This is a genomic window from Clostridium sp. AF35-15 (assembly GCF_003477745.1).
Taxonomy (GTDB): domain Bacteria; phylum Bacillota; class Clostridia; order Lachnospirales; family Lachnospiraceae; genus Otoolea; species Otoolea fessa.
In genome coordinates, this window is the sequence record NZ_QUDY01000011.1 from 63,709 (window position 1) to 89,181 (window position 25,473).

20 protein-coding genes are annotated in these 25,473 nt (G+C 50.9%); 2 read left to right on the forward strand and 18 right to left on the reverse strand.

Annotated features, from left to right (window positions below; translation table 11 throughout):
* Positions 1–583 precede the first annotated feature (583 nt).
* Complete coding sequence (gene secG / locus DWZ76_RS12205) at positions 584–820, reverse strand: preprotein translocase subunit SecG (RefSeq protein WP_107000428.1); 237 nt, start codon at positions 818–820, stop codon at positions 584–586.
* 251 nt (positions 821–1,071) lie between these two features.
* On the opposite strand from secG, the gene DWZ76_RS12210 reads away from it, so the two are divergent.
* Positions 1,072–2,787, forward strand: coding sequence for a CvpA family protein (locus DWZ76_RS12210; protein WP_243017834.1), 1,716 nt, complete (start codon positions 1,072–1,074; stop codon positions 2,785–2,787).
* Positions 2,788–2,794: 7 nt separating this feature from the next.
* Complete coding sequence (locus tag DWZ76_RS12215) at positions 2,795–3,805, forward strand: nucleoid-associated protein (RefSeq protein ID WP_118472848.1); 1,011 nt, start codon at positions 2,795–2,797, stop codon at positions 3,803–3,805.
* 67 nt (positions 3,806–3,872) lie between these two features.
* Here the strand turns inward: DWZ76_RS12215 and DWZ76_RS12220 are convergent, their stop codons facing one another.
* From DWZ76_RS12220 to DWZ76_RS12300, 17 genes are all read right to left on the reverse strand, one after another.
* On the reverse strand, positions 3,873–4,601 hold the full coding sequence (locus DWZ76_RS12220) for a histidine phosphatase family protein (RefSeq protein ID WP_118472849.1): 729 nt from the start codon (positions 4,599–4,601) through the stop codon (positions 3,873–3,875).
* Positions 4,602–4,686: 85 nt separating this feature from the next.
* Positions 4,687–5,499: a hypothetical protein gene (locus tag DWZ76_RS12225; protein ID WP_118472850.1), complete on the reverse strand. Its 813-nt coding sequence runs from the start codon at positions 5,497–5,499 to the stop codon at positions 4,687–4,689.
* A complete protein-coding gene (locus DWZ76_RS12230; RefSeq protein ID WP_118472851.1) occupies positions 5,496–6,716 on the reverse strand; it encodes a DUF5716 family protein in 1,221 nt (406 codons plus the stop codon). The genes DWZ76_RS12225 and DWZ76_RS12230 overlap by 4 nt, the downstream gene beginning before the upstream one ends.
* A 27-nt stretch (positions 6,717–6,743) precedes the next feature.
* Positions 6,744–10,322, reverse strand: a complete 3,579-nt coding sequence (locus tag DWZ76_RS12235) for a DUF5717 family protein (protein ID WP_118472852.1) — start codon at positions 10,320–10,322, stop codon at positions 6,744–6,746.
* 268 nt (positions 10,323–10,590) lie between these two features.
* Positions 10,591–15,483, reverse strand: a complete 4,893-nt coding sequence (locus tag DWZ76_RS12240; RefSeq protein WP_118472853.1) for a prepilin-type N-terminal cleavage/methylation domain-containing protein — start codon at positions 15,481–15,483, stop codon at positions 10,591–10,593.
* Positions 15,484–15,564: 81 nt separating this feature from the next.
* Entirely contained in the window at positions 15,565–16,236 is a 672-nt protein-coding gene (locus tag DWZ76_RS12245; protein ID WP_117795685.1) for a type II secretion system protein, read from the reverse strand.
* Positions 16,237–16,247: 11 nt separating this feature from the next.
* Positions 16,248–16,673 (reverse strand): hypothetical protein, encoded by a 426-nt coding sequence (locus DWZ76_RS12250; RefSeq protein WP_147341923.1) that lies wholly within the window; start codon positions 16,671–16,673, stop codon positions 16,248–16,250.
* Complete coding sequence (locus DWZ76_RS12255; protein WP_117795689.1) at positions 16,663–17,526, reverse strand: hypothetical protein; 864 nt, start codon at positions 17,524–17,526, stop codon at positions 16,663–16,665. The genes DWZ76_RS12250 and DWZ76_RS12255 overlap by 11 nt, the downstream gene beginning before the upstream one ends.
* Positions 17,527–17,529: 3 nt before the next feature.
* The gene (locus tag DWZ76_RS12260; protein WP_118472854.1) at positions 17,530–18,225 is read right to left on the reverse strand and encodes a hypothetical protein; all 696 of its coding nucleotides are present in this window, start codon (positions 18,223–18,225) and stop codon (positions 17,530–17,532) included.
* Positions 18,222–18,851, reverse strand: a complete 630-nt coding sequence (locus DWZ76_RS12265; protein WP_118472855.1) for a hypothetical protein — start codon at positions 18,849–18,851, stop codon at positions 18,222–18,224. Before DWZ76_RS12265 ends, DWZ76_RS12260 begins: the two co-directional genes overlap by 4 nt.
* A gap of 12 nt (positions 18,852–18,863) precedes the next feature.
* Positions 18,864–19,925, reverse strand: coding sequence for a pilus assembly protein PilM (locus DWZ76_RS12270; protein WP_182431324.1), 1,062 nt, complete (start codon positions 19,923–19,925; stop codon positions 18,864–18,866).
* A 13-nt stretch (positions 19,926–19,938) separates the two neighbouring features.
* Positions 19,939–20,715 carry an A24 family peptidase gene (locus tag DWZ76_RS12275; protein WP_118472857.1) on the reverse strand — a complete coding sequence of 259 codons (777 nt, stop codon included), beginning with the start codon at positions 20,713–20,715 and terminating at the stop codon, positions 19,939–19,941.
* Positions 20,716–20,833: 118 nt separating this feature from the next.
* The gene (locus DWZ76_RS12280; RefSeq protein WP_118293240.1) at positions 20,834–21,367 is read right to left on the reverse strand and encodes a type II secretion system protein; all 534 of its coding nucleotides are present in this window, start codon (positions 21,365–21,367) and stop codon (positions 20,834–20,836) included.
* A 356-nt stretch (positions 21,368–21,723) separates the two neighbouring features.
* Positions 21,724–22,191 (reverse strand): prepilin-type N-terminal cleavage/methylation domain-containing protein, encoded by a 468-nt coding sequence (locus tag DWZ76_RS15430; protein ID WP_270497524.1) that lies wholly within the window; start codon positions 22,189–22,191, stop codon positions 21,724–21,726.
* Between the two features lie 73 nt (positions 22,192–22,264).
* On the reverse strand, positions 22,265–23,488 hold the full coding sequence (locus DWZ76_RS12290; protein WP_118472859.1) for a type II secretion system F family protein: 1,224 nt from the start codon (positions 23,486–23,488) through the stop codon (positions 22,265–22,267).
* Positions 23,489–23,830: 342 nt separating this feature from the next.
* On the reverse strand, positions 23,831–24,265 hold the full coding sequence (sufU, locus tag DWZ76_RS12295) for a Fe-S cluster assembly sulfur transfer protein SufU (protein ID WP_118472860.1): 435 nt from the start codon (positions 24,263–24,265) through the stop codon (positions 23,831–23,833).
* Positions 24,255–25,466: a SufS family cysteine desulfurase gene (locus tag DWZ76_RS12300; RefSeq protein WP_107000052.1), complete on the reverse strand. Its 1,212-nt coding sequence runs from the start codon at positions 25,464–25,466 to the stop codon at positions 24,255–24,257. Before DWZ76_RS12300 ends, sufU begins: the two co-directional genes overlap by 11 nt.
* Positions 25,467–25,473 lie beyond the last annotated feature (7 nt).

Genomic DNA, 25,473 nt, shown 5'->3' on the forward strand with positions numbered 1-25,473 from the left:
CGCCAGCATCCTCACGCTCCTTCTTGCCGCGCTTTTCGCGCTTCTTATCCATCTCACGCTCAAACTTTCGATCACGGTCTTTCTTTCCCGCTTTATCCTTTTTCTGGCGCACCGATTCCTCTTTCGGACCTTTCGCACGCTCCGGCTTTTTCTTCTTTTTTCCGTACCTCTCTTCCCACTCGCCGATCAGCCCATCCCCGTCAATCTGGCGCTGTACGCTGCTCTCCCGGCTTTCTCCGGACATTTTCTCTTCCCGCGCTTCTTCTTTCCGCATCGCAAACCGCTGTTCTGCATTCTTCCGGATCGTCTCCAGCATCTCATCCGAGAGCTTCATCTCCGTCTGCTGACGTTTTTCAAACGTCTCTCTTTCTCTCCTGCGATTTTCCGGCATTTTCTGTCCTTCCTCTTTCTGTGAAGCTGCCGCACTCTGCATCTGCGCCTGGCGCTTCTGCTGTTTTGCGTATTTCTGAGCCTCGCTTCTCTTTATTTTTCCCATGATTTTATCAAATATGTTCAAATTTATCTCACTTCTCTTTCTCAATATGAAAAAAAGGCTGCCACGCGACAGCCTCTTAAAGGTTCCTTACAGGAATTTCAAATTCAAAACTAATGCAAGGATCAGCCACAGAATTGCAGCATATTTGGTCAGCTTCTCCAGCTTTCCTTCCATAGAACGGCTTTTATTTCTGCCCCAGTAGCTGTCAGCCATACCGCCGATGGAACCGGACAGACCTGCCGATTTGCCCTCCTGCAGTAGGATTACCGCCGACAGGAATACACAGATAATAATAAATATGATCGTAAGGATCGTCTTGATCATCTTCGCACCTCCTGAATAAACATAGTAATCATAGCATATTTTCGGCGGAAGGACAACTGTTTTTTTCCCGACTTCAACCCAGGAATTTGCCGTATTTAAATGCGAAGCCACGGCAAATTCCGTTTCCGGGCTTGATTTTATCTCCCGTCGTGCGATACAATAGAGTTCTATCACATTTACAATCAGCGAAATCCTTTTTTTCATGGGAACAGCTATTTTTTTATCATAAAACGAGTCAGGAGGGTTCTATTTTGAAAAAATTCACTTCGGCGTTTGGGCGTCTGTTTCTCTCTGCCGTCCTTATTTTTCTGGTGTTCTACACCATGATGCCAGCCATCAATCTGCACGATCAGGATTTCATCGTATTCCTGATTATCTGCATTCTGATTGTACTGGCAGTCAACTTTATGGAAAGCATTCTCATATTCCTGAAAACAGTGCAGCAAAACCGCGGCGTTGAGATCGTGCGCGATCCTGTGACCGGACGGATGGTTCTGCGGCGCAAGTACGCCGACGCCTCCGGCAGTCCGTTTGCCGGTTTTAAGGCGATGGGACGCCCGTGCAAATATGGCACGATCGCGATCGCTGTCCTGATCTTCTTTTCCCTGATCGCCTCGGCGGCGGGCGTCCAGCTTTTTAATGCGTCCCGCTACCGCGATCTGATCACCGTTACCGAGGGCGATTTTGCCTCAGATGTCGCAGAGCTTGGCATGTCGCAGATCCCGGTCGTTGATAAGGACACCGCCTCCCGGCTCGGAAGCAAAAAGCTCGGTGAGATGACCGACCTGGTCTCCCAGTTTGAGATTCAGGAAAATTACACACAGATCAACTACAAGGGGACACCGTACCGCGTGACGCCTTTGCGCTATGCCGACCCGATCAAGTGGCTGTACAACCAGAAGAAGGGACTTCCGGCATACATTGCTGTCAATATGGTCGATCAGAATACCGATCTCGTCTGGCTGTCCTCCGGCATGAAGTATTCCACCAGTGAATATTTCTTCCGCAATATCCACCGCTACATCCGTTTCTGCTACCCGACACGGATGTTTGAGACGGTCTCCTTCGAGATCGACGACGATGGAAACCCATACTGGGTGGCGCCGACCATCGCCTACCGGATCGGCTGGTGGAACGGCAAGGACATCGACGGCGCGATCCTCGTCAATGCTGAGACCGGCGAATCTAAGTGGTACGCCAAGGCGGATGTCCCGCAGTGGATCGACCAGCTCTATGATTCGAACCTCATCATGGAACAGCTCGACGACAACGGCAGATTCCAGAATGGTTATTTAAACTCCATCTTCGGTCAGCGCGGCGTGCGCCGGACGACCTACGGCTACAACTATCTCGCCATCGACGACGATGTGTGGCTGTACACCGGCATGAGCTCTGTAACCTCAGATGAGTCGAACATTGGCTTCGTCCTCGTCAACCTGCGGACGAAAGAAACGAAATTTTACGCCGTTCCGGGCGCCACCGAGCTCGCCGCAATGGATTCCGCGCGCGGACAGGTGCAGCACTTAAATTACAGTGCGACCTTCCCGCTTCTCTTAAATATTTCCGGACGACCGGCATATTTCATTTCCCTGAAAGATGCTGCAGGGCTTGTGAAAATGTATGCGTTCGTCGATGTCGCGCAGTACCAGATCGTCGGCACCGGACAGACGATCGATGAGGCGAAGCGCAATTACCGTGAGACGCTGGGACAGGAGGAAATCGAAGATCCGACTGCAAAGGAACCGACGGCAAGCGAAACTGTCTCCGGCACGGTCGAGGCGATCGAGAATGTCGTCATTTCCGGTAACACCTACTACTATTTCACGCTGACCGATGACCGCACCGACAGCGTCTACACCGCTGCGATCACCGTTTCCGAGCAGCTTCCGTTCGTGCAGGCGGGCGACTCCGTTTCCTTTGAGTGCGTCGAGAATGGTTCTACAAAAGAAGTTATAACCTGGAGGTAAGATAACATTGAAAAGTGAAGATATGATTTTAAAGGCAGCCATCGTGCACATTCTTGATTCTTCGGTGGGAATCCCGGTTCTCTCCGACCAGAGCATGGAGGTCGGACCCGATTTTTCCGACTTCCTGAAAGCGCATATCGAGAAAATAACGGAAAGTGACGATGTCAAGCACTGTACATTTGCAGAAGGATCCGAGGTCAAAGAGCTGCTGCAAAACTGCACCCCGGACAATTTCGTCGAGACGAGCAAACAGCTCGCCGAGCGCCTCTACGACATCATGAATGCGAATATTGACATTCCAGCCGCCGATGTGGCGATGACCGTGTTCGGCTGCAAAGGCAAGGATTATCTGGCATTCTTAAAGATGAACTACAAGACCTCCTACACGCATCAGACCAGGGAAACGGACGGCGGCAACAGCAACGAGATCATTTTACAGCGCGCACTGCTTCCGGGACAGGGACAGCGCCTCTCCGAGGCGTTTGTCCTCGATCTCTCCGACGGCTCCCTGATTCTGGCTGAGAAAAAATATGAGGTCAACGGCGAAAAATGCTTCTATTTCTCCGAGCTCTTCCTCGAATGCCGCGCCCCGCTCTCCCAGAAATCCAAGCTCGACATCGTCACCCGCGCCGTCGATCAGGTTGCCAAAAAATATTACGGCGACGAGGATGCACAGAAAAAGATGAAAATCAAAGACATTATCTGTAATGAATTGGAGGAACAGGGCGAAATCAAGGTGTCTGAACTGCGCGAAAAAGTATTTCCCGGCAGCCCGGAGATGCTAGAGGAGCTGGATGAAAAACTCGACCGCTACAACCTCTCCTACGAGACGGTCGCGCCGAAAAATGAGCAGACGATCAAGAAATTCCAGAAACAGAAGCTGTACACTGACACCGGCATCGAGATCACGATCCCGATGGAAGAATACAGAAATCCCGACCATGTGGAGTTTATCACCAACATGGACGGGACAATCTCAGTGTTGATTAAAAATATTGGGATGCTGAGCAGTAAATAGCATCTCACACAAAATTTATTTATCGGCTGATTCAAACGATTGCGATACATAATAACAGAAACATCCATCAGTCATGCCGCTGATCAAATCTTGTATACACCTCACAGAACCGCGCCGCAAACGACGGCTCGCGTCCACCCGCATACAGATGAGAAACATCCCCAAAACTGCTCATGCGGAAGGATGCGACGCCGGAGCGGCGCTCTTCTGTACAGAGCACCGTCACCGACGACGGCGCCGCACAGGTTCCGTGCCAGAGCTGCATCGGAGAGATATTTAAGAGATGGGAAAGCAGGACGCACTCGACGCCAAAATGACAGAATAAAACAATCGTGTCCTCATTCGGTGCCACGGCCCGGTAAAACAATCCATTTCTCACATATCCGTGCCGTCTGAGCAGCCGGTCAAGCTCTCCAATCACCCAGTCGTACTCTTCTTTTACATGGGCGTTCTGAAAGACTTCTGTTTCATGCCAGTGATCCTTATCAAAATACTTCGGCTCCGCCATCCACGCATCCGGCAGCCAGTCCCAGACACAGTGCCCGGAATCCTTCCCCGGATGTACCGCCTGCGGGGCAAATTCACGCAGCCAGCTGCAGGTTTCTGCCGTGCGGCAGGCTTTTTTTAAGGTCAGGGACGCCGTGTCCTTCGCACGCCCCAGCGGCGATACATAATAAGCCGCCACCGGAATCGGCGCCAGACGGTCTGCCAGAAGCTTTGCTTCCTCCCAGCCAGCCGGGGTCAGGGAATCAATTGAGTAATCAGGATCCGCATGGCGGACAATCAGAAGGCGCATAGGAAAACTCCTTTCGTAAAGAAATGTTACAAAACCAAAAAGCGCGGTGCTCATGACCAGGGGATGTATCTGGGCGCGGGCAAAATCAGAGCATCTTCCGATACTCCTGCTTCCACCCATTTAAAAGTTCTCCCGCACTCTCCATCCGCCGGACCGGATTGCGGTCAAACATCGTTTCGACCATGCGGACATTCCCGCACTTCTCCGCGGTCTGGTTCGCCTCGTCGAGTTCCCGTTTCCAGATCTTCTTCTGTTCCGGCGTCATCGCAGCCGCATGGCGCTCCTTAAGCTCCAGTTTCGGGTCAATCAAGGCAAGCTGGTACAGGTGCTTCAGCATCTCCGGGCTCTTGTCGAAATTGTACGCCATTTCATAAGCAGTAAACGCTTTCTCAAACCAGAAAATCCCGGCATACGCCGCCCCGATATTGTTCCAGATCTTCGCAGTAAATTCGTCCGTCAGCGATTTGACCCGCCAGTCCTCCAGAATCCGGTTGTAGTAATAGATCGCCGTCCCAAACTGCCGCAGGCGGAAATAGTAATCCGCCATCTCCTTCCGGAACTCCGCCGCATTCATTTTGCGAAATGCCGCCAATTTCTGGCGGTATGCCGCAATCTCCTTTGCCGTATAATAACAGCACTCCTGCAGAATCACGATCGGCAGCTCGTCCTGGCTCTCGCCGCTCCGCTGCCATGCCTCCAGTTTGCCTGCCAGAAACGAAAGTCCCAGCTCCGAACGGATAAACTCAATCAGGCGGTCATCCACAAATCCATCCAGCACCAGAAGCGGATTCTGATAAATGACATAACACAGCTCCTGCGACGATGCGATATGGACGCCCAGCCGTTCTATGTAAAAAGGATGTCGAACCGGCTCCTGCCGGCAAAGTATCAGACTCATAATGAAACCTCTTGTTTAATCATCCGGTTTGTCGCCGGAAATAATTCTCCAAATCCCAAATCACGTATCATGACGATCATCGTGTCTTCCCCGGTAAATCCAAATGCCATCTCGATCCGGGTCGTCCGGTCCGGGCGTTTCGGGAATCCCTCAAGCGGAATCTTCACCGTCTTCTTTTTGCGCGGTTCCAGCGGCTGGAGTGAAAATTCCACCTCCGGCGTGCCCGACACAATAAATTCCGCCGTCATTTTCGTCTCATACCAGCTGTCCCCGGCGGATGCCAGCACCAGCTGTCCCTCTTTCTCACGCTCCTGAATCTTTAAGGAAACCGTTGTTTTCAGCCGCCCCTCACAGATACAGGTAAAATGGTACGCACTCTGTGCCTCACAGAGATCTTCCGAGCGGATCAGCGCCCCTCGGGTAAATACATCCATCTCCGCAAATACACGGCGCCGTTTGCAGATCTGCTGCATAAAATCTGACGCCCAGTCCGTCTGTGCAAATCCCCTGCCGGTCAGGATGATCGCTGAAAACAGGCGCTTCTGCAGCAGCCGTTCCGCACAGGAGGAAAGAATCCGGTCTGCCATCTGGATGCCCGCGTCGCTGTCCAGCACATTTAAGTGGAATGACTCCTCCAGTTCCTCCTGATCCGCGACCACCTGCATCTGGCGCAACCCGCGCTGCACTCTCAATTCATAATAATGAAGACCATTCTCCGAAAGTTCAAACATTCCCACCTGGTTGCTCCAGACTTCCCGTTTCTGGCTCATCACGTAATATACAAAGCTCTCCGCGTGACTGATCACATGCACCCGGCTCCGGTCGATTTCCAGAAAATCGGCACAGTACATCAGGCAGTCCACCAGCTTTACCTCAAGCTTTGGCACCGTGATTACCAGGTTTTCTATCTCTTCTTTTCCGGACGCCTGTCTGGGAATCGCAAGCACCTGCTTCAGGAACATTTTCAGCAGATATAAGCCCTCGTAGCGGACACCGTCGATCGTGGCGGTGCCGTCCTTCATCGCCAGGGAAAGCAGCTTATCTTCCACTACCATGCCCTCTAACGCGCCCCCGGCACTCTCCTCTGCCACCCGCCAGACGTCCGAATCCGGTTCTTTTCCGATCCGGGTCGGAACCGACCAGATCGTCTCCTGCCCCTGACAGGATATATGTGTGCATGAATCACACAGATCCATGCCAATTATAAGTCCATTCATCTATCGTTTGTCCGTCTGTCCCTTTCCTCAGGCGATCGGGAAAAGTGCGCTTACCGCCGCATCTCTCTTCTGGTACTCCCGCATCTTTTCCCGAAGCGCCGTCTCGTTATTTACTTTTAAAGAAAGACTCATCTCATTGAGCGCCGCAAACCGGCTTTCCCGGCTGCGTCCCGGAATCTCCCGGCAGGAAATCTCTCCCTTTTCTTTCGTTTTCCGGACGCCGTCCTCTTCCTCTTCGATCTGATATTCCAGCGTCTCGCCCTCAAAAATCACCTTTTCACGAATGTAAATATCCCGGTAAACGAGACGCATTTCCTCATAGTGGAACTCTTCCTCCTGCGGCAGAATCCGCAGCCGCAGATACGGGCGCACCGCCCGGTTTCCGTGATACTCGATGATTTCTTTATCTAAAATATTGCCCGGGATATGGATAAACCGCGCCAGATCCTTAAAATAGGCAAAAATCATGCCCGCATCTAAAAGCACATCCACCACCGACTGGCACAGGCGCCGCTGTTCCTCCGAAAGCTCCGGCAGCGTCGCATAATACTTTGTCAGCGCCAGCAGATAAATATCCGGGATCCGCTCCCGATCAGAGCTTCCCTGCACAGCACCCTCCAAAAATGCGAACACCTTGTCGTCCGTCGGACGGTTTTCCAGAAAATATTCCACGCTCTTGACCGTGAAATACGCGCGCACGATATTTTCCCCTGTTTTCTTGCGTGACGCATAAAGCTCGAACACCCGGTCTAACTTTGCTGTATTGCCGGTAAAGAGCATCTGCGCCACCAGCCGTTCCTCCAGATCGTACGTCTCCACCCGGAGCCGCAGTCCCTGCATCAGGACGCGGTACATCTGATCCACCGTACCGTTGAAATGTTCGCAGAGATAATCGAGAATCACACTGTCCGGCTTCTCGTGTTCAAAGACATACCAGGTCAGATAAAGCAGGTGGTCATCCCGGTCAAAGAGATTTTGAAGCAGCATTCTCCCGCAAAGCCGCAGCAGCAGATTGACCGGCAGACCTTCCAGACCATACCGGCACACCATCTCATACGCCTCGCTGAAATGCCCGCACCGGATCAGCGTCCCGCAGACGCCGTTTCTCTCATCCCGCGTCAGCTGGTCCTTGTCAAGGCTCAGAAGGTAGGAAACACTTCCATCCTTTTTCGCATCCTCAATCCCATCCGCCATCCTCTTATAATACCGCACGATCGCTGACAGCACCTTTGCCCTAAACAGCGGGTGCAGCTCCATCTTCTGATCCGCGTGCTCCAAAAGGATCGCATCGTCCCCGGTCAGCACCTCCTTGCGGCAGGCTTTTGCACACGCATTCATAAAGAGGAACGGATGCATCGGATTCATTTCAAAACAGGTCTGTAAAAGTTCCTCCATATCCGTAAATACCGGCTGGATGGCGCAATTTACCCGCGCATACCGCGTCTCATTTTCATCCTGGAATAGAACCAGATCGCGCTCCGAAAACAGCGGCACATACGCCGTGCCCTCGTTCAGCACATACGCGTCCTCCGTCATCTGCTCCTCATGGCGCACCACCACGTATTTCATCGCCGGTTCCCGGCATTCTACCCGGCAGGATTTCAAAATCCCCGGCAGGACACGCGCCATCTGCGTATCGATCAGTTCCGGATAGATCAATTTCCGGTACAGGACCGCCAGGGCACCGTCTATCCGTTCCTTGAAAAGCTGATCCACCGCAAACTCTTCCATCGCCCGCTCGTACATCCGGTAAATATCCGAATCCGGCGTTCCATATGTAAGAAGGTTCGCATAAAGCTTCGCCAGTGACCCCGCATCCAAATTTGCCGAATACGAAAAGTATAAAAATACCTCACGCGACATCAGGCGGTCATAATTCTCCGGCATCGCATATAAATAATATTCATACAGGCGCGTCAGACTCAAATCTGCCTCCAGCGCCCGGCTATACCATTCAAAACAGGCTGTCTCCCGGCAGTCTCCCCGGATCAGCATTGCACAGAGCGCCTCCAGAATCTCCGTCTCCGGATACAGCCCGTAAAGTTCCGTCAAAAGGCGTCTGTAAAACTCCCGGTACGAACGGGACGCACGCATCACCCGGACCGCCGCCAGTGCCAGCTCGCGGCTGATAATTTTCCGGCGTGCCCCATAGTACAGGGCATGAAGCTCAAAATTGCCCGCATTGTCTAAAAGGATCGGATCACTCTCCAGAAGTTTCAGTCCCGCCGCATAGAGGAATGGGCTGTGACAGCCATCCTTAAACTCCTGCTCCATGCTGATCAGCACCGTAACCGGATTTTTCTGCAATTCCTCATCCAGACGCAGAAGCATCAGATAATAAAACAGGCTGCTGCCCGTCTCCTCCGACGCATACTGCTGCAACAGGCGGATCAAAGTGTCCTTCTGCTCGGCATTGCCGGTCAGCGTCACGTACAGATAGCGGTACAGGCAGTTAAGCTTCCGGTCGCCCGATATTTTAAGCGCCGCTGAATCCTGCAGCTCCTTTAAAATCGTCTGCGCTTTCTCGCGCCGATCAGTCAAAAGGTATAATTCCGCCTGCAAAAGCCGCAGTCCCGCGTCATAGTGCGTCATTTTCATCAGATCCAGCTCCCGCTGCATCTGGTGAACCGCCTCCGTGCCGCCGATCCCATTTTCATACGCCAGACGGGCAGTCAGATAATTTCCAAGCTCTTTCTGGAATGACATATGTGCCCGGTCGCATCCGCCCGCATCGGCAGCCGATGCCTCGATCGGGATCCGCACGGTTTCTCTGGCAGTGTGAATCAGGACGGCACCGAAATTCTTTCCGGCATGCAGCCGTTCCGCCAGAATCCGTACCGGAAGACGGAGCAGACCATCTTCAAAATCCGCCTGCGTCGCACTCTTCTTTGGCAAATGGAGGAACTCGCCGTCTGCCGTCACCTCCAGGTACACACTGCCCCAGTTATCCATCCGGATCTCGATCGTGTCCTCGGCATTCTCAGCCAGCTCGGCATATACGCGCGCCCTGCCCGGAATCGTCAGACCGACCGGCTTTTTCACGCCCAGTCCAACCAGAAATTCTTCCATAAAATTTGCCCGGCTGCCGTGCCCCTTCAGGCCGTCATAGAGTGCGCGCACATGCATATCCTGCATAAACGGCACTTCCACAAAATCCGGGTACTCCAAAAGCCGGAGCGCCGTCTCCATATCATTTTCCGCGATGTGCAGAAAATCTTCCGCCGTTTTCAGATCACCTAAAGTCTTCCCGGCGTCTGCCACCTCGACGTGAAACTCATACGGAATCTCCTCTTCCCCGCAGTTTGTCACCAGATAAAAAGAACCTGTGATCGTGTCGCCTGCCGTCAGGAACGAAGTGTCCACTTCATATACGATCCGGCACCGGAGTCCGCCAAACGAATTGTTATCCCCCGGAATCCGCACCCGCAGGTTTGAGGAATACACAAATCCCTTCACACTTAATCCATTTTCGCTCCCGATCCATAAATTTCTCTGCATCAGGGTATTCATCCGCAGCGTCTCGTCTATCTTTTCAGGCGACCAGGTCATCTTCGGCTGTTCCGAATCGATGATTCCCTTCGCCAGCCGGTTAATTCTCTCTTTCATTCCTATCACCTGCCGTTTCATTATCCTGTCCCGGTAACTGCTTTGTCTTCCCACAGTTCCGTCGGTTCGAAATCTCGTACCTTATATCATACCATATTTTGTCTGCATTTACATCAGGGAATTGGAGAATTTCGCTGATTGCCCATCCGGCATTTTTATAGAAACAAGCGCTATCCTGCCTGCCGGGCAAAAATTTGATGGTTCCGCCCGGTATGTAAAATAGCGCCTGTTTCCAGTTTTCAATCGTTTTCTAATTTTTCTTAATTTCCTAATCCCAGTCGCCCACATACAGGCGTGTGCCAGTCTGCCAAACTGTTGGTTCATAGATCGTCCAAATTGGATATGGATATGCTTTTCCTTGCAGAGAATCATCTATTGCGATCGTCTGATCAACGCCATTGGTGCCTGTTTTGGACGACAGGTCAGCGGCACCTGTCCTGGTAATACTAGAATAGCTGTCCTTTACAGAGCTGCTGTCCACATAAGGTGCGCCAATGATTGCGTCGCTTAGCTTTGGCAGATACCAGCATTCTTCCGGGACCGAAAGAATGCCAGCTTCCAGCTGGGCTCCTGGCCCCCACCACCAGGTATTGTTCAACTGACCAATATAGTGTCCAAGGAACATTGAGGTTCCAGCCGCTTTCACACTTCCTGTTGTGTAGCAGTTCGAAAGAACCAGTTTTGCAGAATCATATTTTCCAAATAAACCGCCTGCGATGGCATTATATGTATTCGTTCCACACGCATCCGCTGCACTGAAACTCTGTATTACCGAAATCGGACCATCCATCCACCCCACGAGGCCTCCGGCACACCTGCCGCCTGACACATTCTTTCTATCTGACAGCACTTCCGCACCACTTTCCGTATAACCGTAAGAGCGGTTCCGTCCGCCGACATAACTGTTTTCAATGCTGAATTCTTTCCCGGCAGTTCCGCCATTCTGGTTGTTTTTCAGGTATCCATACAAACCTCCGGCGGTTCCAGTTGTATCCACATACCCAGAGAAGAAGCTGTTTTCCAACTTCATCTGACCAGAGCTCTCGGCAAAGCCGACCAGACCTCCGCTAGCATCGGTTCCCTGTATCCGTGCATTTTTTCCTGAAACATATACGTGATTCATCACTAAATCACTTACTTTTGCTTCCCCGATCAAGCCTCCGGTTTTTCCTCCACTTATTTGCAGCGTCGGTGCATCTACAACTACATGGTCGAGTGTCAGACTGCCACTATTCGTGCTTCCAACCACCGCGCCTGTTGCCAGCGTTCCAGAAATCCGGGATTCTTCTCCATATATATGGATATTTTTAATCGTTAGATAGCTGTCCGCCGAAGTGCCTGCCTGCGCCACCAGCCCTGCTGTATTCTGCCCCTGACAGGAAATGTCCGGATCCTTCAGATTCAAGTTTGATATCGTCAGATGATCCGTCTTCTGAAATAAAGCCGCACCATTCCAGGCAACAGGAGTTATCTTTAAGCCTGCAATCGTATAACATTCACCCAGTTTTGCTTTTTCTTTCTCATCCACCTCCGCATCATAAGAGATAATATCCGGGTTGTTAATCGGCCAGAAACTTCCACCTTCATACTTGGAATTTCCCGGACTGTAGATCGTCATCTTTCCGTATGCATCTTTCACCTCTTTACAATACGCTTCCGTCTGTGAGGTAATCGAATCATCCTCCTGCCAGAGAATATTATCGGTCTGAATGACCCGTGTGATCTTTAAACCACCATAGCCTTCTCCGCAGAAATTCAGATTCTGCAGATGACGCCCATTGGCAACCTTAACCGTATAGGTATCCGTTCCATCATCATTGGGTTCAATTACATCGGCAAAACAACTGTTGAACTTATATGAGAGCCTTGTATTTTCTGTCGGTGGATAGCCATCCTCGCTCAATTTTACGGTAACATTTTCTCCATTTATGTAACCGCCCGGCTGATAACCTCCCCAGGTACCCAGACTACAGAAATTTCCACCCTCGCGTGATAAATCATCCAGATAGAAACGCAATTTCAACTTTTTCTCTTCCGTTATGCCTATTTCAAAACGATTTACCCTGTTTTTGTCGGCAAATCTCGTCCAACTGCCATTTGCCTCATTTTTTACACAGCTGGCAGCTTTCTCTTCCGTATCTACAAAGCAAAATTTTGATCCCATTCTCAGAGTATTTTCCTGCAAATCACCCGTATTGACTTGGAGAACATACCACATCGTTTTACCGCTCAATTCGCCGGTAATCGAAAATATCAGATGTATTCTCTGATTTTCTTCAAGCGGAGACGGAGAGACATAATCGATATACAGCCTGTTTCCAGTATGCAGCGCCTCTTCGTTCTCTTCCTTGTCCCAGTCCCCGACATGGTTATTCAGAAACCAGGAAAATCCCTTTGAAGCGTTCTGCGCAGCAAGTTTTTCCGCTACTTTCTGGATCGTCGGCATGGGATAAATCGGTATTTCTGCTTTCTTTAATTCTGGATCATACGGATATGTATTCTCGCTGTCTGCACCCGTTCCCTCAGCACCAAACAGTTCTGAAAGTTCTTCTGCGTATGCGAGCACATATTTCTCATTCACCTTACTGCACACATAACAGCCCGGATAAACTGATTTTTTGTTTGTTCCCGTACCGCTCGTCTCCGACGGCAGCATTCCATCCGTTCTATTTGCATAATCATAGAACGCAACAAACGCAGGTGCTTTCAGCGCCGGATTCTCTGTTTCATTCGCTGCCGTTCCGCTTCCATCCTCCGTTTCATCCGATTTTTCCTCAGCCGTCGGCGAATACACCGACGCCGACACATATGTATTCGCTATCTGACTGTCTGCCGGAAGCTGTGCGGCGAGACCTCCTGCGAATCCGCCGGTATATGCCGCTACATTATAACGTCCGGTAAGATTCTCAAAGGCTGCATTGGCATTTGCCCCATTCCCCGGTTTCTGGGATGTGTCAAACTTCTTGTTTGCTGTATGACCGCCGACATAACAGCTCTGAATCTGCACCGTGGGACCGCTTGCGGCGGCTGCAGTTGATGCTTTCTCAACAGTTCCGACCAGACCGCCGGCGTACATGCCTTCCACATAGAGTGCCGCTGCGCTGTCGGTCAGAGAAATTTCCCCCTTTGCCGTGCCGATCAGGCTGCCCGCCGTTCCCTTTAAAGCGCGGATCCGGTATTTGCTTTCTTCCTCCTGCTTCAGATCTGCCGCTTTTTCTGTGCTGCTTCCCAGCTTATCACGGAAATGATTCTCCGCCAGTGCATCCTGGACGGTCAGAGTGACGCCCTCAAATGTGCCCACCAACGCACCGGCAGAAGCGCCGGTCTGCTCTGCCTGTACCTGCGGATATTCAATCTGCACATTTTTAATTTTCACCGTTGCCAGATTCGTAGTTCCCCGGGAATCCGTTCCCGGCGTCACCGCACCAATCAAAGCGCCTGCACTCGCCTTCGTCCGGACCACCGGCTGGCAGATCAGCAGGTTTTTAACACTCATATCCTGTGTTACCGTTCCAAACAGTCCACCCGTCCCATCTACTGCTGTGATTGAACTTCCCGCCGTTTTTCCTACCTGCAGACCATCGATCCGGTATGTATTTCCCTGATAGTCCAGTGGATACGGCAGACTAAGCGGAAGATAGCTTCCCGCCTCCGTGATATATGCCTGTGCCGTCGGGTTCGTCCGATCTGCATTCGTTTGATCCGTCACCCGGTAGGCAATCGAGATGGTTTCCGCATTCTGATTCAAAAAATTCGAGCCAAATGCCGTATGCAGCTTCGCCACATGTCCGCAGTAACCGCTCTCGTCCGCAATATTTTCTCCCGCTTTCCAGGTCAGATCACTATTCTGCATCGCCGTAACCGTTTTGGATGTAGTCACCGCCCCAGTGTACAGCTGATCCGGATCCCAGCCTGAAACCCGCTCATCCAGATTTTCCAGATGGCGGAAGCTGCCAATCTCCGCGCTTCGGTCCGTACTGATCGATGCAAAGAGGCTGCTGCCGGATTCTATATTGCTCGTTTTAACCTGCGAAAGCGCTTCATTGTTGAAAACCTGCGCGTACACAAAGATATTTTCGCCCGGAATAAAGGAGGCAAAACCTCTTTCATCCTGCTGAAATATCATATCCGTCTGTGCCGGCTGGTTGAAATCCATAAATTTGAATCCTGTACTTGTGCCCGTGCCGGCTGGCGCCGCTATGTCATCCAGAATGACCTGATACGTTCCATCCGAATTGCCCGAAGCTCCGGACACCTTCGCCACACGCGCCGAGCGGCTGGTTTCCGGGGGATTGATCTCGATGTATCCGGTTGTACCGCTCTTTTCTCCCTTTACAAACAGACTCAGTGAATGTTCATTTTTATTCGGATCCTCGATTTTTGCATATAAAATATCATCATTCACCAGTTTCACTGTCGGCGCCTCGAATTCCTCCACCGGCAGTTCCGGGACTTCCAGATTTCCTGATGCGTAATATCCGATCGGCAGTTTCTGATCTTTATAATTGGAGTTAGCTCCCGTAAACCGCTCCCGTTTTCCGGCATCAGACGCCGCCGCCAGAAGTGCCTCGCTTCCGATATCCGTCTGCACAAACTGATAACGATCCGAATACCACACCTCGCGGACCAGTCCTGCCTCCGGATCATAGAAAATAAGATAGCTCCCGTCTCCACGGACGGTCTCATCAATCGATCCAAACGGAAGAAGGCGCTGCCGGATCTCCTCGGTCACATTCGCAGATGCCAGCGCCATCTCACCGCCAGACTCTTCTTGTTCCGATTCAGGCTGCCCTGCCTGTTTTTCCGGCACATAGAGAACCCCGTAGATATTTCCCTCTTTCTCCTCCGCCAGCACTGTATTATCTACCGAAATTCCCAGCTTTGCCTGCTTTTGATCGTCTGAAAATTCCCCCTGTGCCTCCATATGGAGCAGACGCGGAATCGTCCCACTGGAGACCTCCAGTGTCAGATGATTCTGCGCCGCCAGAAAGATCTCCTTCGCCGTCTGATCCATCTCCAGACGGCGGAGCTTTCTTTGGTAATGAATCACCGCAACAAAAGAAAGACTGGCAAGAATACCGACAATCGCAATCACCGTCAAAAATTCCGCCAGTGTAAACGCCGCCCTTCTCTTCTGTTTGTTCTGTCTCTTCTGCTCCATCTGTCCTCGTTCCTCTTTTTATTGTAACTGTTCAGTACCTTCACAGTCACGCGCAGACCTGCTGAACAGTTAGTTTTTATTTTATTTCTGATCCAGATTGACTGCACGCACGGTCAGGTTAATCGGCTTTACCACCGCTTTCCGGGAAGTTCCCATCGTATCTTTTTTCCGGTAGATCGCCAGATTTTGAACCGTAAAGCATGCTGTCTCCTCCGAATAGGTATAGCCGTCAAATGCCGTATAGTATTCATCCGAAATCGCCGCCTGCGTCAGCAAGGATATCTTATTATACGCATCATCGTAAGTATAATCCCCATACCATTTTTCAATGCCCGTGCCAGACCAGTCTGTCGCACTGAAGTGCAGCCACAGGTGGCTGTTTCCACTCCGCAAAAGAGGTGTTACCAATTCTCCTGTTGCGGAAGTCCCGGCAGAATTTTTCACTTCCAGCGCATTCGCAAATTCATCGGTCATCAGCTGCGCCGTGAGCGACAGCGCCTGCTCTGCATCTGCCTGTTCCTGCGTCCTCTGGTAAACATTTTTTACCATCATCACGCCGCCTCCAAGCACCGTGCCGATCATACCGAGAATCACAATCGCCGCCAGAAGCTCCGTCAGCGTCATACCGTTCTGTGACCGGAGTTTTTTCTGACATACTGAAAAGAGCTTCCGGTGACCCTTGGATGCCGTCTGTTTCTGCTGCCTGCAATGCCTATTTCTGCATCTGCGGCATTCACATCTCTCCTGTCCCATCTCTGTCTCCTCTATCGGTATCTGTAAAGCAGCTCTTGTAAGTTTACCTCTTCCTCTTCTGCATCCGAATCAGCCTGGCTCACATACAGCACGATGGGATACTGTCCCGTCCGGTAATTCGTCTGTGTGCCTGTCTGGTAGGCATTTGACGCCAGGCTTTTCTTCATGCCGCCGGTTCCAGATGCCTCCAGCTCCAGAACATATCTGCCCGACGCCTGTTTCGCTGTCCGGTTGTTCTCCAGCTGATTGCGGCTGTCATAATAGCTCGCCATCTGCTCTTCGCCCTGCCGCAGCATCCTGCCGGACGCCAGAAATGCACTCAGAAACATCGTCATTCCCAGTGCAATCACAAGAACCGATATCAGTACCTCTGTCAGTGTCTCGCCCGTATTGGCACGCAGCTTTCTTCCAGCTGCCCATTTCATTCTACTTATCATTCTGCAGCAGCTCCTTCTCTATTGTTCCGTTCTGCCAGCGGATCGTCGTAATGATGGTCGTCGTCGTGATCGTGTAGGAATCGTCGTCGTCCGATTCGTCGTCATCGCCCCGTACTGTGACCGTCTTATGCTCGGAGCTATGTGCTGCTTCCAGCTCCAGCCGTTTCTCGCACCGCTCTTCCTTCCTGTCATCCGCCGTTACTGTATCTGAGATAACCGCCTTGATTTTATAATCATCCGCCATCCACAGACGTACACTGGTCTTTAACGGGTCAATCGTGTCCCCGGTCGTTCCGTCTTTCTTCACTGACAGGGTAAAATCTTTGTACGCCATTTCTTCCTCCGACGCATCGTCCCCGTCTGCCAGCTTCCGATACTCATTATTTCTATAAATATCCACGATCAGTGAATCGAGAATCGCGCTATTCCCACTCTCTGGGCTTGACAAACCCGAATCCGTTCCATAGAACTTCTGCCACGACGCCTCATTATCCGTGTTTTTCCAGCTGCCGACGTAGTAGCAGTAAAAATCATCCTTATCGTTTTCCTCGTCTTCCCGGCTGTCATGCACGATCACTTCCTTGATCTTGACTATATTTTCCGTCTTCTGCAGTTCATCCCGCAGAAATACCGCCGCCGAGTCCACCGCATACCGCTTCTGATCTTCTCCCGGAAGATTCCGGATCTTACCAGCCGATGCAGAGGCGGACGCCAGAATGATCGACGCGCCCACCCCGCAAAACACAAAAAACAGGAGCGCCGCCATCAAGCTGGCGCCATCCTGATTTTTCATACAGCTGAAAACCCGCTTCCAGATTTCCGGGTGTTTTTCACTGTTCTCTGCTTTTTTCATGCTTTATTCTCCCAGCGCCGCCTCTGCCGCTGTCTCAAGGTCCGAACGCTGCAGGTTCGACACATCCGCATTCGCCAGTCCCGACGGTGCCTGCGTTTCCTCCGGTTCCAGATCCAGACCTTCTTCTGATTCCGCATCGTATCGGGTCTCAAAATAAGTCAGCTGGAACGTCACTGCTACCGGGTGGATGCGGATATCCTTTAACTCTTCATCTTCCAGATCTTCATCATCTTGAATGCTCAGATCCTCGATCAGGCAGCGGTATGATCCTTCCACTACCTCATGAAGCATCGAAACAGCGTGATCAAACGAATCTGCCGTAAAAGAAATATTCATCGCACGCCGGATCTGCATCCCATCCACCTTCGGTTCCGAATACTGGAAGCTGAAATTATACGCATCTGCAAAAATGCGGTTCAGCTCTTCCGTCTCTTCCTTAAAATGATTGTAAGCCGGAACCATCGGCGCATTGGATGCCTTATTTTCCTCTATCTCCTTCTTCATCTGCTGGATCTGCTTCGACTTTACCTGCTCCATCTGGATCTGTGCCTCCAGATCCGTCGTATCCGCCGCCTGGATCCGCCTCTGCACCGGAAGATAGAATCCGGCATAGTAGCCCGCCGCGATCAATATGATTACAAACAGAAGCAGTACAATCTTCTGCGTTCTTGATAAGATATATTTCTTTAACGAATTCATTGTTTTTCTCCGTCCTCTTCTGGTACGTTAAAAAATACAGTCATCGACACGCCCACCGGTTTGGAAGCCGCAAGAACCCGCTCCTCCCCCTCTTTCTGAACCGTCTCTTCCAGAGACGCCGTCACATAGCGTGCATCCGGATCCGCCTCCGCATCGCGAACCAGCTCCGGAAAGGAGGAACCATTGGGAATTCTTCCCTCTAATGCCATCTGATCGGAGGTGATCGAAACCGTCGAAACGGCCGTCAGCGGGAAAATCTGTGATTTCAGCGAATCCAACATCTTTCTCCGGTCTGGAAGCTGTCTCTCTTCCTCATTCAGGTACCCATTTCCATAATGTGCGTATTCCGCCTGAACCTCACTGTACACCTCGTTGGACTTCTGAAGCGCCGAAAGCTGCTGCTCAGTCGCCGCATAGACTGCCTCCGCCTGGTCTGCCTTTCTCAGAAGACGCACCACGTCAAACTGCGAAAACCCATAAACTAGTCCCATAAATACGACAAACACACCCAATTCTGCCGCTATCTTTCCTTTTTTAACCTGCTTCTGATACAGATTGATGCGCCGTTTTTTCGGATACTTCGGACCGCCAATCTGCATATTCGCGATTGATTTTAAATCAGCCACCGCTCTTCCTCCTTATGCAAGTAATACACCGTATGCCTGTGGGCTGTCGATCCACTCGTCTTCCTCATCCAAAGAGACCTCCGGCAGAAGCTCCGCCACACTCCGCACCGGCAGATTAAGCGTTTCTTTCAGCGCATCAATCAATTCCCCGTATCGTGCGCCTCCGCCGCAATAATAGAGGCTGTCGATCGTATTATTCACATTGTTGAAGCTATAAAAGTTCAAAACTCGCATGACCTGGACGGCGCGGGTCCGGTACTGCTCCTCCAGCACAGCCGCCATCTTTTCTTTGTCGGTCTCCTCGCGGTTTTCTTCCTCCACCTCAATTCCCAGTTCCTGCATCTTGTTCTTATCTCCCAAACGGATCTGCTCGATCTCCTCACAGCCCGGCTCCATGGTACGGGTAATATCATAGATCCCCTGGCGAAAGAAATGGATCCGCAATGCTTGGGTTCCCAGATCGAGAATCGCATAGTCTTTCACAGTTTCCGATTTTTCTGCCCCCTCTGCGTTCTCTTTTTCTTCCTTTTTATGAGGTTCTGCATTCAGCTTTGTCTCCAAAGCCTTCTTCTCATCCGCCATTCTCTCTTCTGCATATTCCAGAATCCATTCCAGTCCCAGCACGGCCGGAACCAGACCGACCAATTTCAAGTGTGCCATCTTGGCCAGTTTTTCAAATTGCTGCGACAGCTCTTTCGTACACGCCGCACCAATCAAATCCATTTTTTCCTGATCCGCATAGATCATCGCATAATCAAAGACGTACTTATCCATCTCGTTTCCGATATAATCATGGAACTCATATGGAAGATTCAGCCGGAGCTGTTCCTCCGTCATCAGCGGCAGCTCAAAGCGCCGCACATACGCATCCTCCTGCCGGATGACAAACACGACGTTCCGGCAGCGGATCGCATACTCCTTCAACAAATCCTTTATTAAATCCGCATATTGACGCATATCGTTCCGGTCGATCCCCTCGACCCGCTCGCTGATAAATTCGCGAAGCTCGCCATTTTCCGCATATGCAATCTTGATACGGTAATGTCCAATCTCAATTCCTAAACAATTCTTCATCTCTGCACTCCCTTTAAAAGAGCCCTGTATACCATTGTGTCCATATATCTCCATACAGCAGCATACAAAAACATGCCGCCGCAATCGCCGGTCCAAACGGAATTTTCTCCCTCCGACCGATGACAGAACCTGCAATTCCCAGCACACAGCTGAGAATCAGGAAAAATAATACCTCCCAGGCGGAACGCATATACAGTCCCGTCACAAAAAAAAGTTTTACATCGCCGCCCCCCAAGCTTTCTTTTCCGGTCAGGCGGTCAAACAGCAGGGAAAGTGCCAGCATACTGACAGCCAGTCCGGCACCGGTCAGAACTCCCCGCAGCATCTGTCTTCCCGGTTCCGGTAAGCCCAGCGCCGTGCCAAAAAAGATCAGGATTCCGGCTATCTGAAGCCGGTCCGGTATGATCCACGCATGCAGATCTGTGAGTGTCAGACATAAAAGCACCATCCAGAGCAGAATTCCCCGCAGTGCCAGCACCGAGACATCGTACCGGTACATAATCAGGCAGCATGCAATTCCTAAAACAAATTCCGTCCAGAATGCCTCCGCCGGGATCTTCGCTCCGCAATAACGGCACCTGCCCCGCAGGCACAGCCGTGAAAAAAGCGGTACCAAATCCAGTACTCCCAGCACATGACCGCAGGCATCACAGTGGGATCTCCCTTTCAAAACGGACGTTCCGTTTAACATCCGCCCTGCCAGACAGTCAGTAAAACTTCCGAGCGCACAGCCAAGGATAAATGTTATGGTTAATATGTAAATCGTTAAAAATGTGGTTTGATGCAGCATCAATGGAATATCTCCTGTCCGTATCCATGTTCTGTCTGTTTGTAAATCCCCAATGTTTTATATCTTCCAAGATATGTAAAACGCTATCTTTATCTTAAAACGCCCACTTTCATTTCTTTTACTTGGCACCAAATCCCGGCTTCGGACCAAATGGATTCTGGTCGGTTCCCCCAACTTCATTTCCCTCATAGAAAGGAGCGGTCTGAAGCGGAGACGTATTCGCATATGGATTAGCCGCCGGATTTCCGATGTACACCAGAATATCTGTACACGGTGTCTTGGCTTCCATCGCCGTCTTCCGGTATTCCTGCCCCAGGTCATTTACCTTCTTTGTTCCACTTCCCTGTGCATACTCAATGTGCGCGTTCTCTCCCTCTGCCTGACAGACAATTTTTCCTTCTTTTACATTATACCGGTAATAGCGGTATTGCTTCCGCGGCTGGTTCTCGTAACGTTCCAGGCTTTCCTTGCTTCCATACAGCATCGCCACGGCCGCTGCCTTCGCCGCACGGACATTCGCCTGATTGGCTGCGATGACCGCTTTTTTCCGCTGTGCCGTAAAAATCGGAATACTGATCGCCACCAGAATCCCTACGATCGCTATCACCACCAGAAGTTCTGCCAGTGTGAAACCGTGTTGGTTCTTTTTCATTTGCTCACCCACTTTTTATCAAAATGACCTGCTGACTTTGTTTTGATTCGTGCGTTGCAGGCCACGCTTATGTATCTGACAATGAATGGATTTTTCAATCCTGAAAAATTTCTGATGTGAACATCACTTTCATTCTAAACCTTCATGCGCCTGGCAGTCAGGTGTACCACCACAAATGAAAGCTCTGGCAGGCACATTTGGCATCCTTGAATTCATGCCGCCTAATCGGCGGCAGAACTTTCATAGTAAATTGACTTTATACTGTGTGTTTACTTGTCAGAGAAGCACGTCAGGCGCCTTTAGCAAAAATGGATGGGAAAACCCCATCCATTTTCTCCACGTATGTGGTTTATTTCTTACTCCTTAGTAGAAGCATACAATTTAACTTCTGTACCGTTTGCAGTACTGTCTGAATCGCTGCTGATTTTAATAGCCACCTGTATATGCTCGTACTTAGCTTTATCGGTTGCAGAATCCATATCAGTGACTTCGCTATAGTCAGTTGTTGGTGCTGCAAAATCAGTCTTAAGAGCACCATCTTTCGTAGACGTGCCACTATCCAAATCGTACTCATAATATACAATTTTACCATCTTTATCGGCTAACGTCACATCTTCATCTGTCAAATACGCTGCTATCGCTGCTGCCTTCGCCGCTCTTAAGTTTGCCTGATTCGTAGCCTTTCTAGCCTTGCTCAGCTGTGCCGTAAATACCGGAATCGAGATTGCAACCAGAATACCTACGATCGCAACAACCACCAGCAGCTCTGCCAGTGTGAATCCTTTTTTGTTCCCACGAACTTTTTTCATTAATCCTTTCATCATAATCATTCTCCTATTTCTTTTTTATTAATGAACAGGGATTCCGCCCTGTTTCATCCTGAATCATGCACTCCGTCTACATCAGATCGTACATCGTAAAGATAGGCAGATAAATCGACACTACAATGATACCCGCAAAAATCGCAAGCACCACCAGCATCGTCGGTTCCAGCAGTGCCAGAAGCCGCTGAATTCGATAATCCGCCTCGTTGGCGTAATAATCGGCAACATTGTCCAGTGTCTCCTCGAGCTCACCGGTTTCTTCTCCGACAGAACACATATCGACCATCGTCGGCGGGAAATATTTCTTTCCCTGCAGACATTCCACCAGACTGCGTCCCCGCTCGATTCCTTCGCGCAGGGAGCGGACATCCTCGCTCAGAAGTGCATTGTCCATGACCTTCGCCGTCGTGTCAACCGCCTGATTGATCGTGATACCCGCTGCCAGAAGCACCGACATCGTATTAGCAAACTGTGCTGCGCCGTTCATCTGGTTGATCACGCCCACAAGTGGAAGGGATAACGCGATCTTTGCTTTCTGAATTCGCCCCTGCGGCGTATTGCCATAGACCTGCGAACCAATCTTCAAAAACACCAGCACCGCCAGCATCAGCAGCCACCACTTCGCGAAGAAATGGGAAGTCGCAATCAGCATCCGCGTCATCAGCGGCAGCGTACCGCCCAGATCGGTAAATACATCTGCCAGTGTCGGGATAACCTTCGCCATGACGATAATCAGGACAACCACCGCAATCGCAACGACGAACAAAGGATACGTCATCGCTCCCTTGATCTTCTCCGTCGTCTTGTAGGACTTTTCGTAAAACTTCTGAAGCCGGTCAAAGGATCGTTCCAGTGTACCGGACTGCTCGCCTGCCCGGATCGTCTCGATAAACGTGAGCGGAAAACGGTCGCTATACTTTTCCAGCGCCGACGCAACGGTACTTCCGGCAGCTACTTCCTCTGCCGCAGCCCCCATGATCTTCCGGATCCGCTTGTCCTCATTCTGAGCTGCCAGCATACGCATCGCGCGCGCCACGGTCATACCCGAATGAAGAGTGATTGCAAACTGCGAACACAGGATCGCCAGCTTCTTCGTCTTGATCCGCCTGCTTCCGATCTCCATCTCCAGGAGACTGCCGTCATCAGGTCTTTTCTTCTCTTTCTTCTGACTGATGCTCAGAAGAATCGGATAGTTTTCCCGGATTCTGGAAGCGGCTGCCGCTTCACTCTCAGCCTGGAGCACTCCCCGGACTTCTTTTCCATCCCGTCCCAGCGCTTTATATGAAAAATTCGGCATCTCTCATACCTCCAGCCACAGGATTCAGCTGTACGCCATCTGTATGTACATCGCCATCTGCATCCTTTTTATGATTATTTTAACATCTTTGTTTATTTTTGTAAATACGCTGTCAATCTTTTGAATATTTTATATAAAAGTGTGCATCTAGATTGGCTTATTTTTTGCTATTTTCTCTATACGCGCTTTGTTTTTGCCAATCTATTTTTGTATATATTTTCGCCAACACTTCTGACTTTTCTTTTCCAGACTATTTCTGGTATATAGATCATCAGAGCGGAAATGGTACGTCCCGCCTGACACTCCCAAAAGAATAGCTCCCGTTTCTTTTTATCTTCTCTCTTATTTCTCGTTCTTCTTATCCAGCATCTCTTCCATCGTATGCCATCCCAGCACCGCGCATTTGACACGCGCCGGCATATGGGAAACATCGACCAGGGCACCGGCTTCCTCGAGTTCTTCGATCTCGTTCTCGCCTGCCTCGCCCTTGATCATCCGCAGGAACAGATCCGCCAGATGGCGTGCTTCCTCTTCGGATTTTCCGATGATCAGATCCAGCATGATATCAGCGGACGCCTGGGAGATTGCGCAGCCGCTTCCCTCAAAAGCACCGTCTACCACCTGTCCATCTTCGACCTTCAACTGAAGAATGATGTCATCTCCACAGCTCGGATTGACGCCCTCTAATACCAGATTGGCATCCGGCAGCTTTTCTTTATGTAACGGATGCAGATTGTGATCCGTCAGTATTTCATTGTAAAAGGTTCTATTCTCCATATCCCATTTTCCTCCGGATTTCTTTCAGGTTCTGGACAAAACGGTCGATGTCCTCCTCCGTATTGTAGAACGCAAAGCTGGCACGCGCTGTTGCAAATACACCCAGATGTTTTAAAAGTGGCTGGGCGCAATGGTGGCCTGCGCGCACATTGACATTTGCGGCATCCAGAATCGACGCGATATCGTGCGGATGTACGCCGTCCACGGTAAAGCTGATAATTCCGTTGTGCTCTTCCGGCTTATCGCTTCCCTGGATATGAACGCCCGGAATCTGCTGCATCGCCGTCATTGCCCGTGTTGTCAGCAGCTCCTCACGCTTCCGCACCTCGTCAAATCCGACGTTCATCAGATAATCGATCGCCGCCTGTAAGCCGACCGCACCGCCGCCATTGACGGTACCGGCTTCGAATTTGTGCGGCAGCTCGGCAAAGACTGCGGATTCCCGGCTGACCGAATCGATCATCTCGCCGCCCGTCAGGAACGGCGGCATCGCATCCAGAAGGGTCTCTTTTCCGTACAGGACGCCGATTCCCATCGGTGCCATCAGCTTGTGACCGGAAAATACAAGGAAATCTGCATCCAGTGCCTGCACATCCACCGGAATATGCGGGGCGCTCTGTGCCGCATCGATGACAATGACACCGCCTTTTTCATGCACCAGTTTCGTCAGTTTCTCGACCGGATTTCTGCGGCCAAGGACATTGGAAATCTGCGGCATCGCTGCGATCTTTGTCTTTTCTGTCACCAGGGCTTCCATATCTTCATCCCGGTAGGAACCATCCGGCTGACATTCCAGATAAACGAGCTTCGCGCCTGTCTGTCTGGATACCATCTGCCACGGCAGGATATTGCTGTGGTGGTTATCAATGCTGATTAAGATCTCATCGCCTGCTTTCAGACTGGTTAAACCATAGCTGTACGCGATCAAATTCAGGCTCTCGGTGCTGTTGCGTGTAAACACGACCTCGCTCGTCTTTCCAGCATTGATAAATTCCCGCACGCGCTCTCTTGCCGCTTCATATGCCTCCGTCGCCTCGATTCCCAGCTCATAGAGCCCGCGGAGCGGATTGGCATTTTTCTTTGTATAGAAATCTTCCACTGCCTTTAATACCGCCTCCGGACGCTGTGCCGTCGCCGCATTGTCCAGATATGCGATATCCGAACCCGCAAGCAGGGGAAAATCTTTCTTGTAATCTGTCATGTTCTGT

Coding starts and splice junctions, on each gene's coding strand:
- secG (WP_107000428.1), bottom strand. CDS start 820: ATGATCAAGACGATCCTTACGATCATATTTATTATTATCTGTGTATTC.
- DWZ76_RS12220 (WP_118472849.1), bottom strand. CDS start 4,601: ATGCGCCTTCTGATTGTCCGCCATGCGGATCCTGATTACTCAATTGAT.
- DWZ76_RS12225 (WP_118472850.1), bottom strand. CDS start 5,499: ATGAGTCTGATACTTTGCCGGCAGGAGCCGGTTCGACATCCTTTTTAC.
- DWZ76_RS12230 (WP_118472851.1), bottom strand. CDS start 6,716: ATGAATGGACTTATAATTGGCATGGATCTGTGTGATTCATGCACACAT.
- DWZ76_RS12235 (WP_118472852.1), bottom strand. CDS start 10,322: ATGAAAGAGAGAATTAACCGGCTGGCGAAGGGAATCATCGATTCGGAA.
- DWZ76_RS12240 (WP_118472853.1), bottom strand. CDS start 15,483: ATGGAGCAGAAGAGACAGAACAAACAGAAGAGAAGGGCGGCGTTTACA.
- DWZ76_RS12245 (WP_117795685.1), bottom strand. CDS start 16,236: ATGGGACAGGAGAGATGTGAATGCCGCAGATGCAGAAATAGGCATTGC.
- DWZ76_RS12250 (WP_147341923.1), bottom strand. CDS start 16,673: ATGATAAGTAGAATGAAATGGGCAGCTGGAAGAAAGCTGCGTGCCAAT.
- DWZ76_RS12255 (WP_117795689.1), bottom strand. CDS start 17,526: ATGAAAAAAGCAGAGAACAGTGAAAAACACCCGGAAATCTGGAAGCGG.
- DWZ76_RS12260 (WP_118472854.1), bottom strand. CDS start 18,225: ATGAATTCGTTAAAGAAATATATCTTATCAAGAACGCAGAAGATTGTA.
- DWZ76_RS12270 (WP_182431324.1), bottom strand. CDS start 19,925: ATGAAGAATTGTTTAGGAATTGAGATTGGACATTACCGTATCAAGATT.
- DWZ76_RS12275 (WP_118472857.1), bottom strand. CDS start 20,715: ATGCTGCATCAAACCACATTTTTAACGATTTACATATTAACCATAACA.
- DWZ76_RS12280 (WP_118293240.1), bottom strand. CDS start 21,367: ATGAAAAAGAACCAACACGGTTTCACACTGGCAGAACTTCTGGTGGTG.
- DWZ76_RS15430 (WP_270497524.1), bottom strand. CDS start 22,191: ATGATGAAAGGATTAATGAAAAAAGTTCGTGGGAACAAAAAAGGATTC.
- DWZ76_RS12290 (WP_118472859.1), bottom strand. CDS start 23,488: ATGCCGAATTTTTCATATAAAGCGCTGGGACGGGATGGAAAAGAAGTC.
- sufU (WP_118472860.1), bottom strand. CDS start 24,265: ATGGAGAATAGAACCTTTTACAATGAAATACTGACGGATCACAATCTG.
- DWZ76_RS12300 (WP_107000052.1), bottom strand. CDS start 25,466: ATGACAGATTACAAGAAAGATTTTCCCCTGCTTGCGGGTTCGGATATC.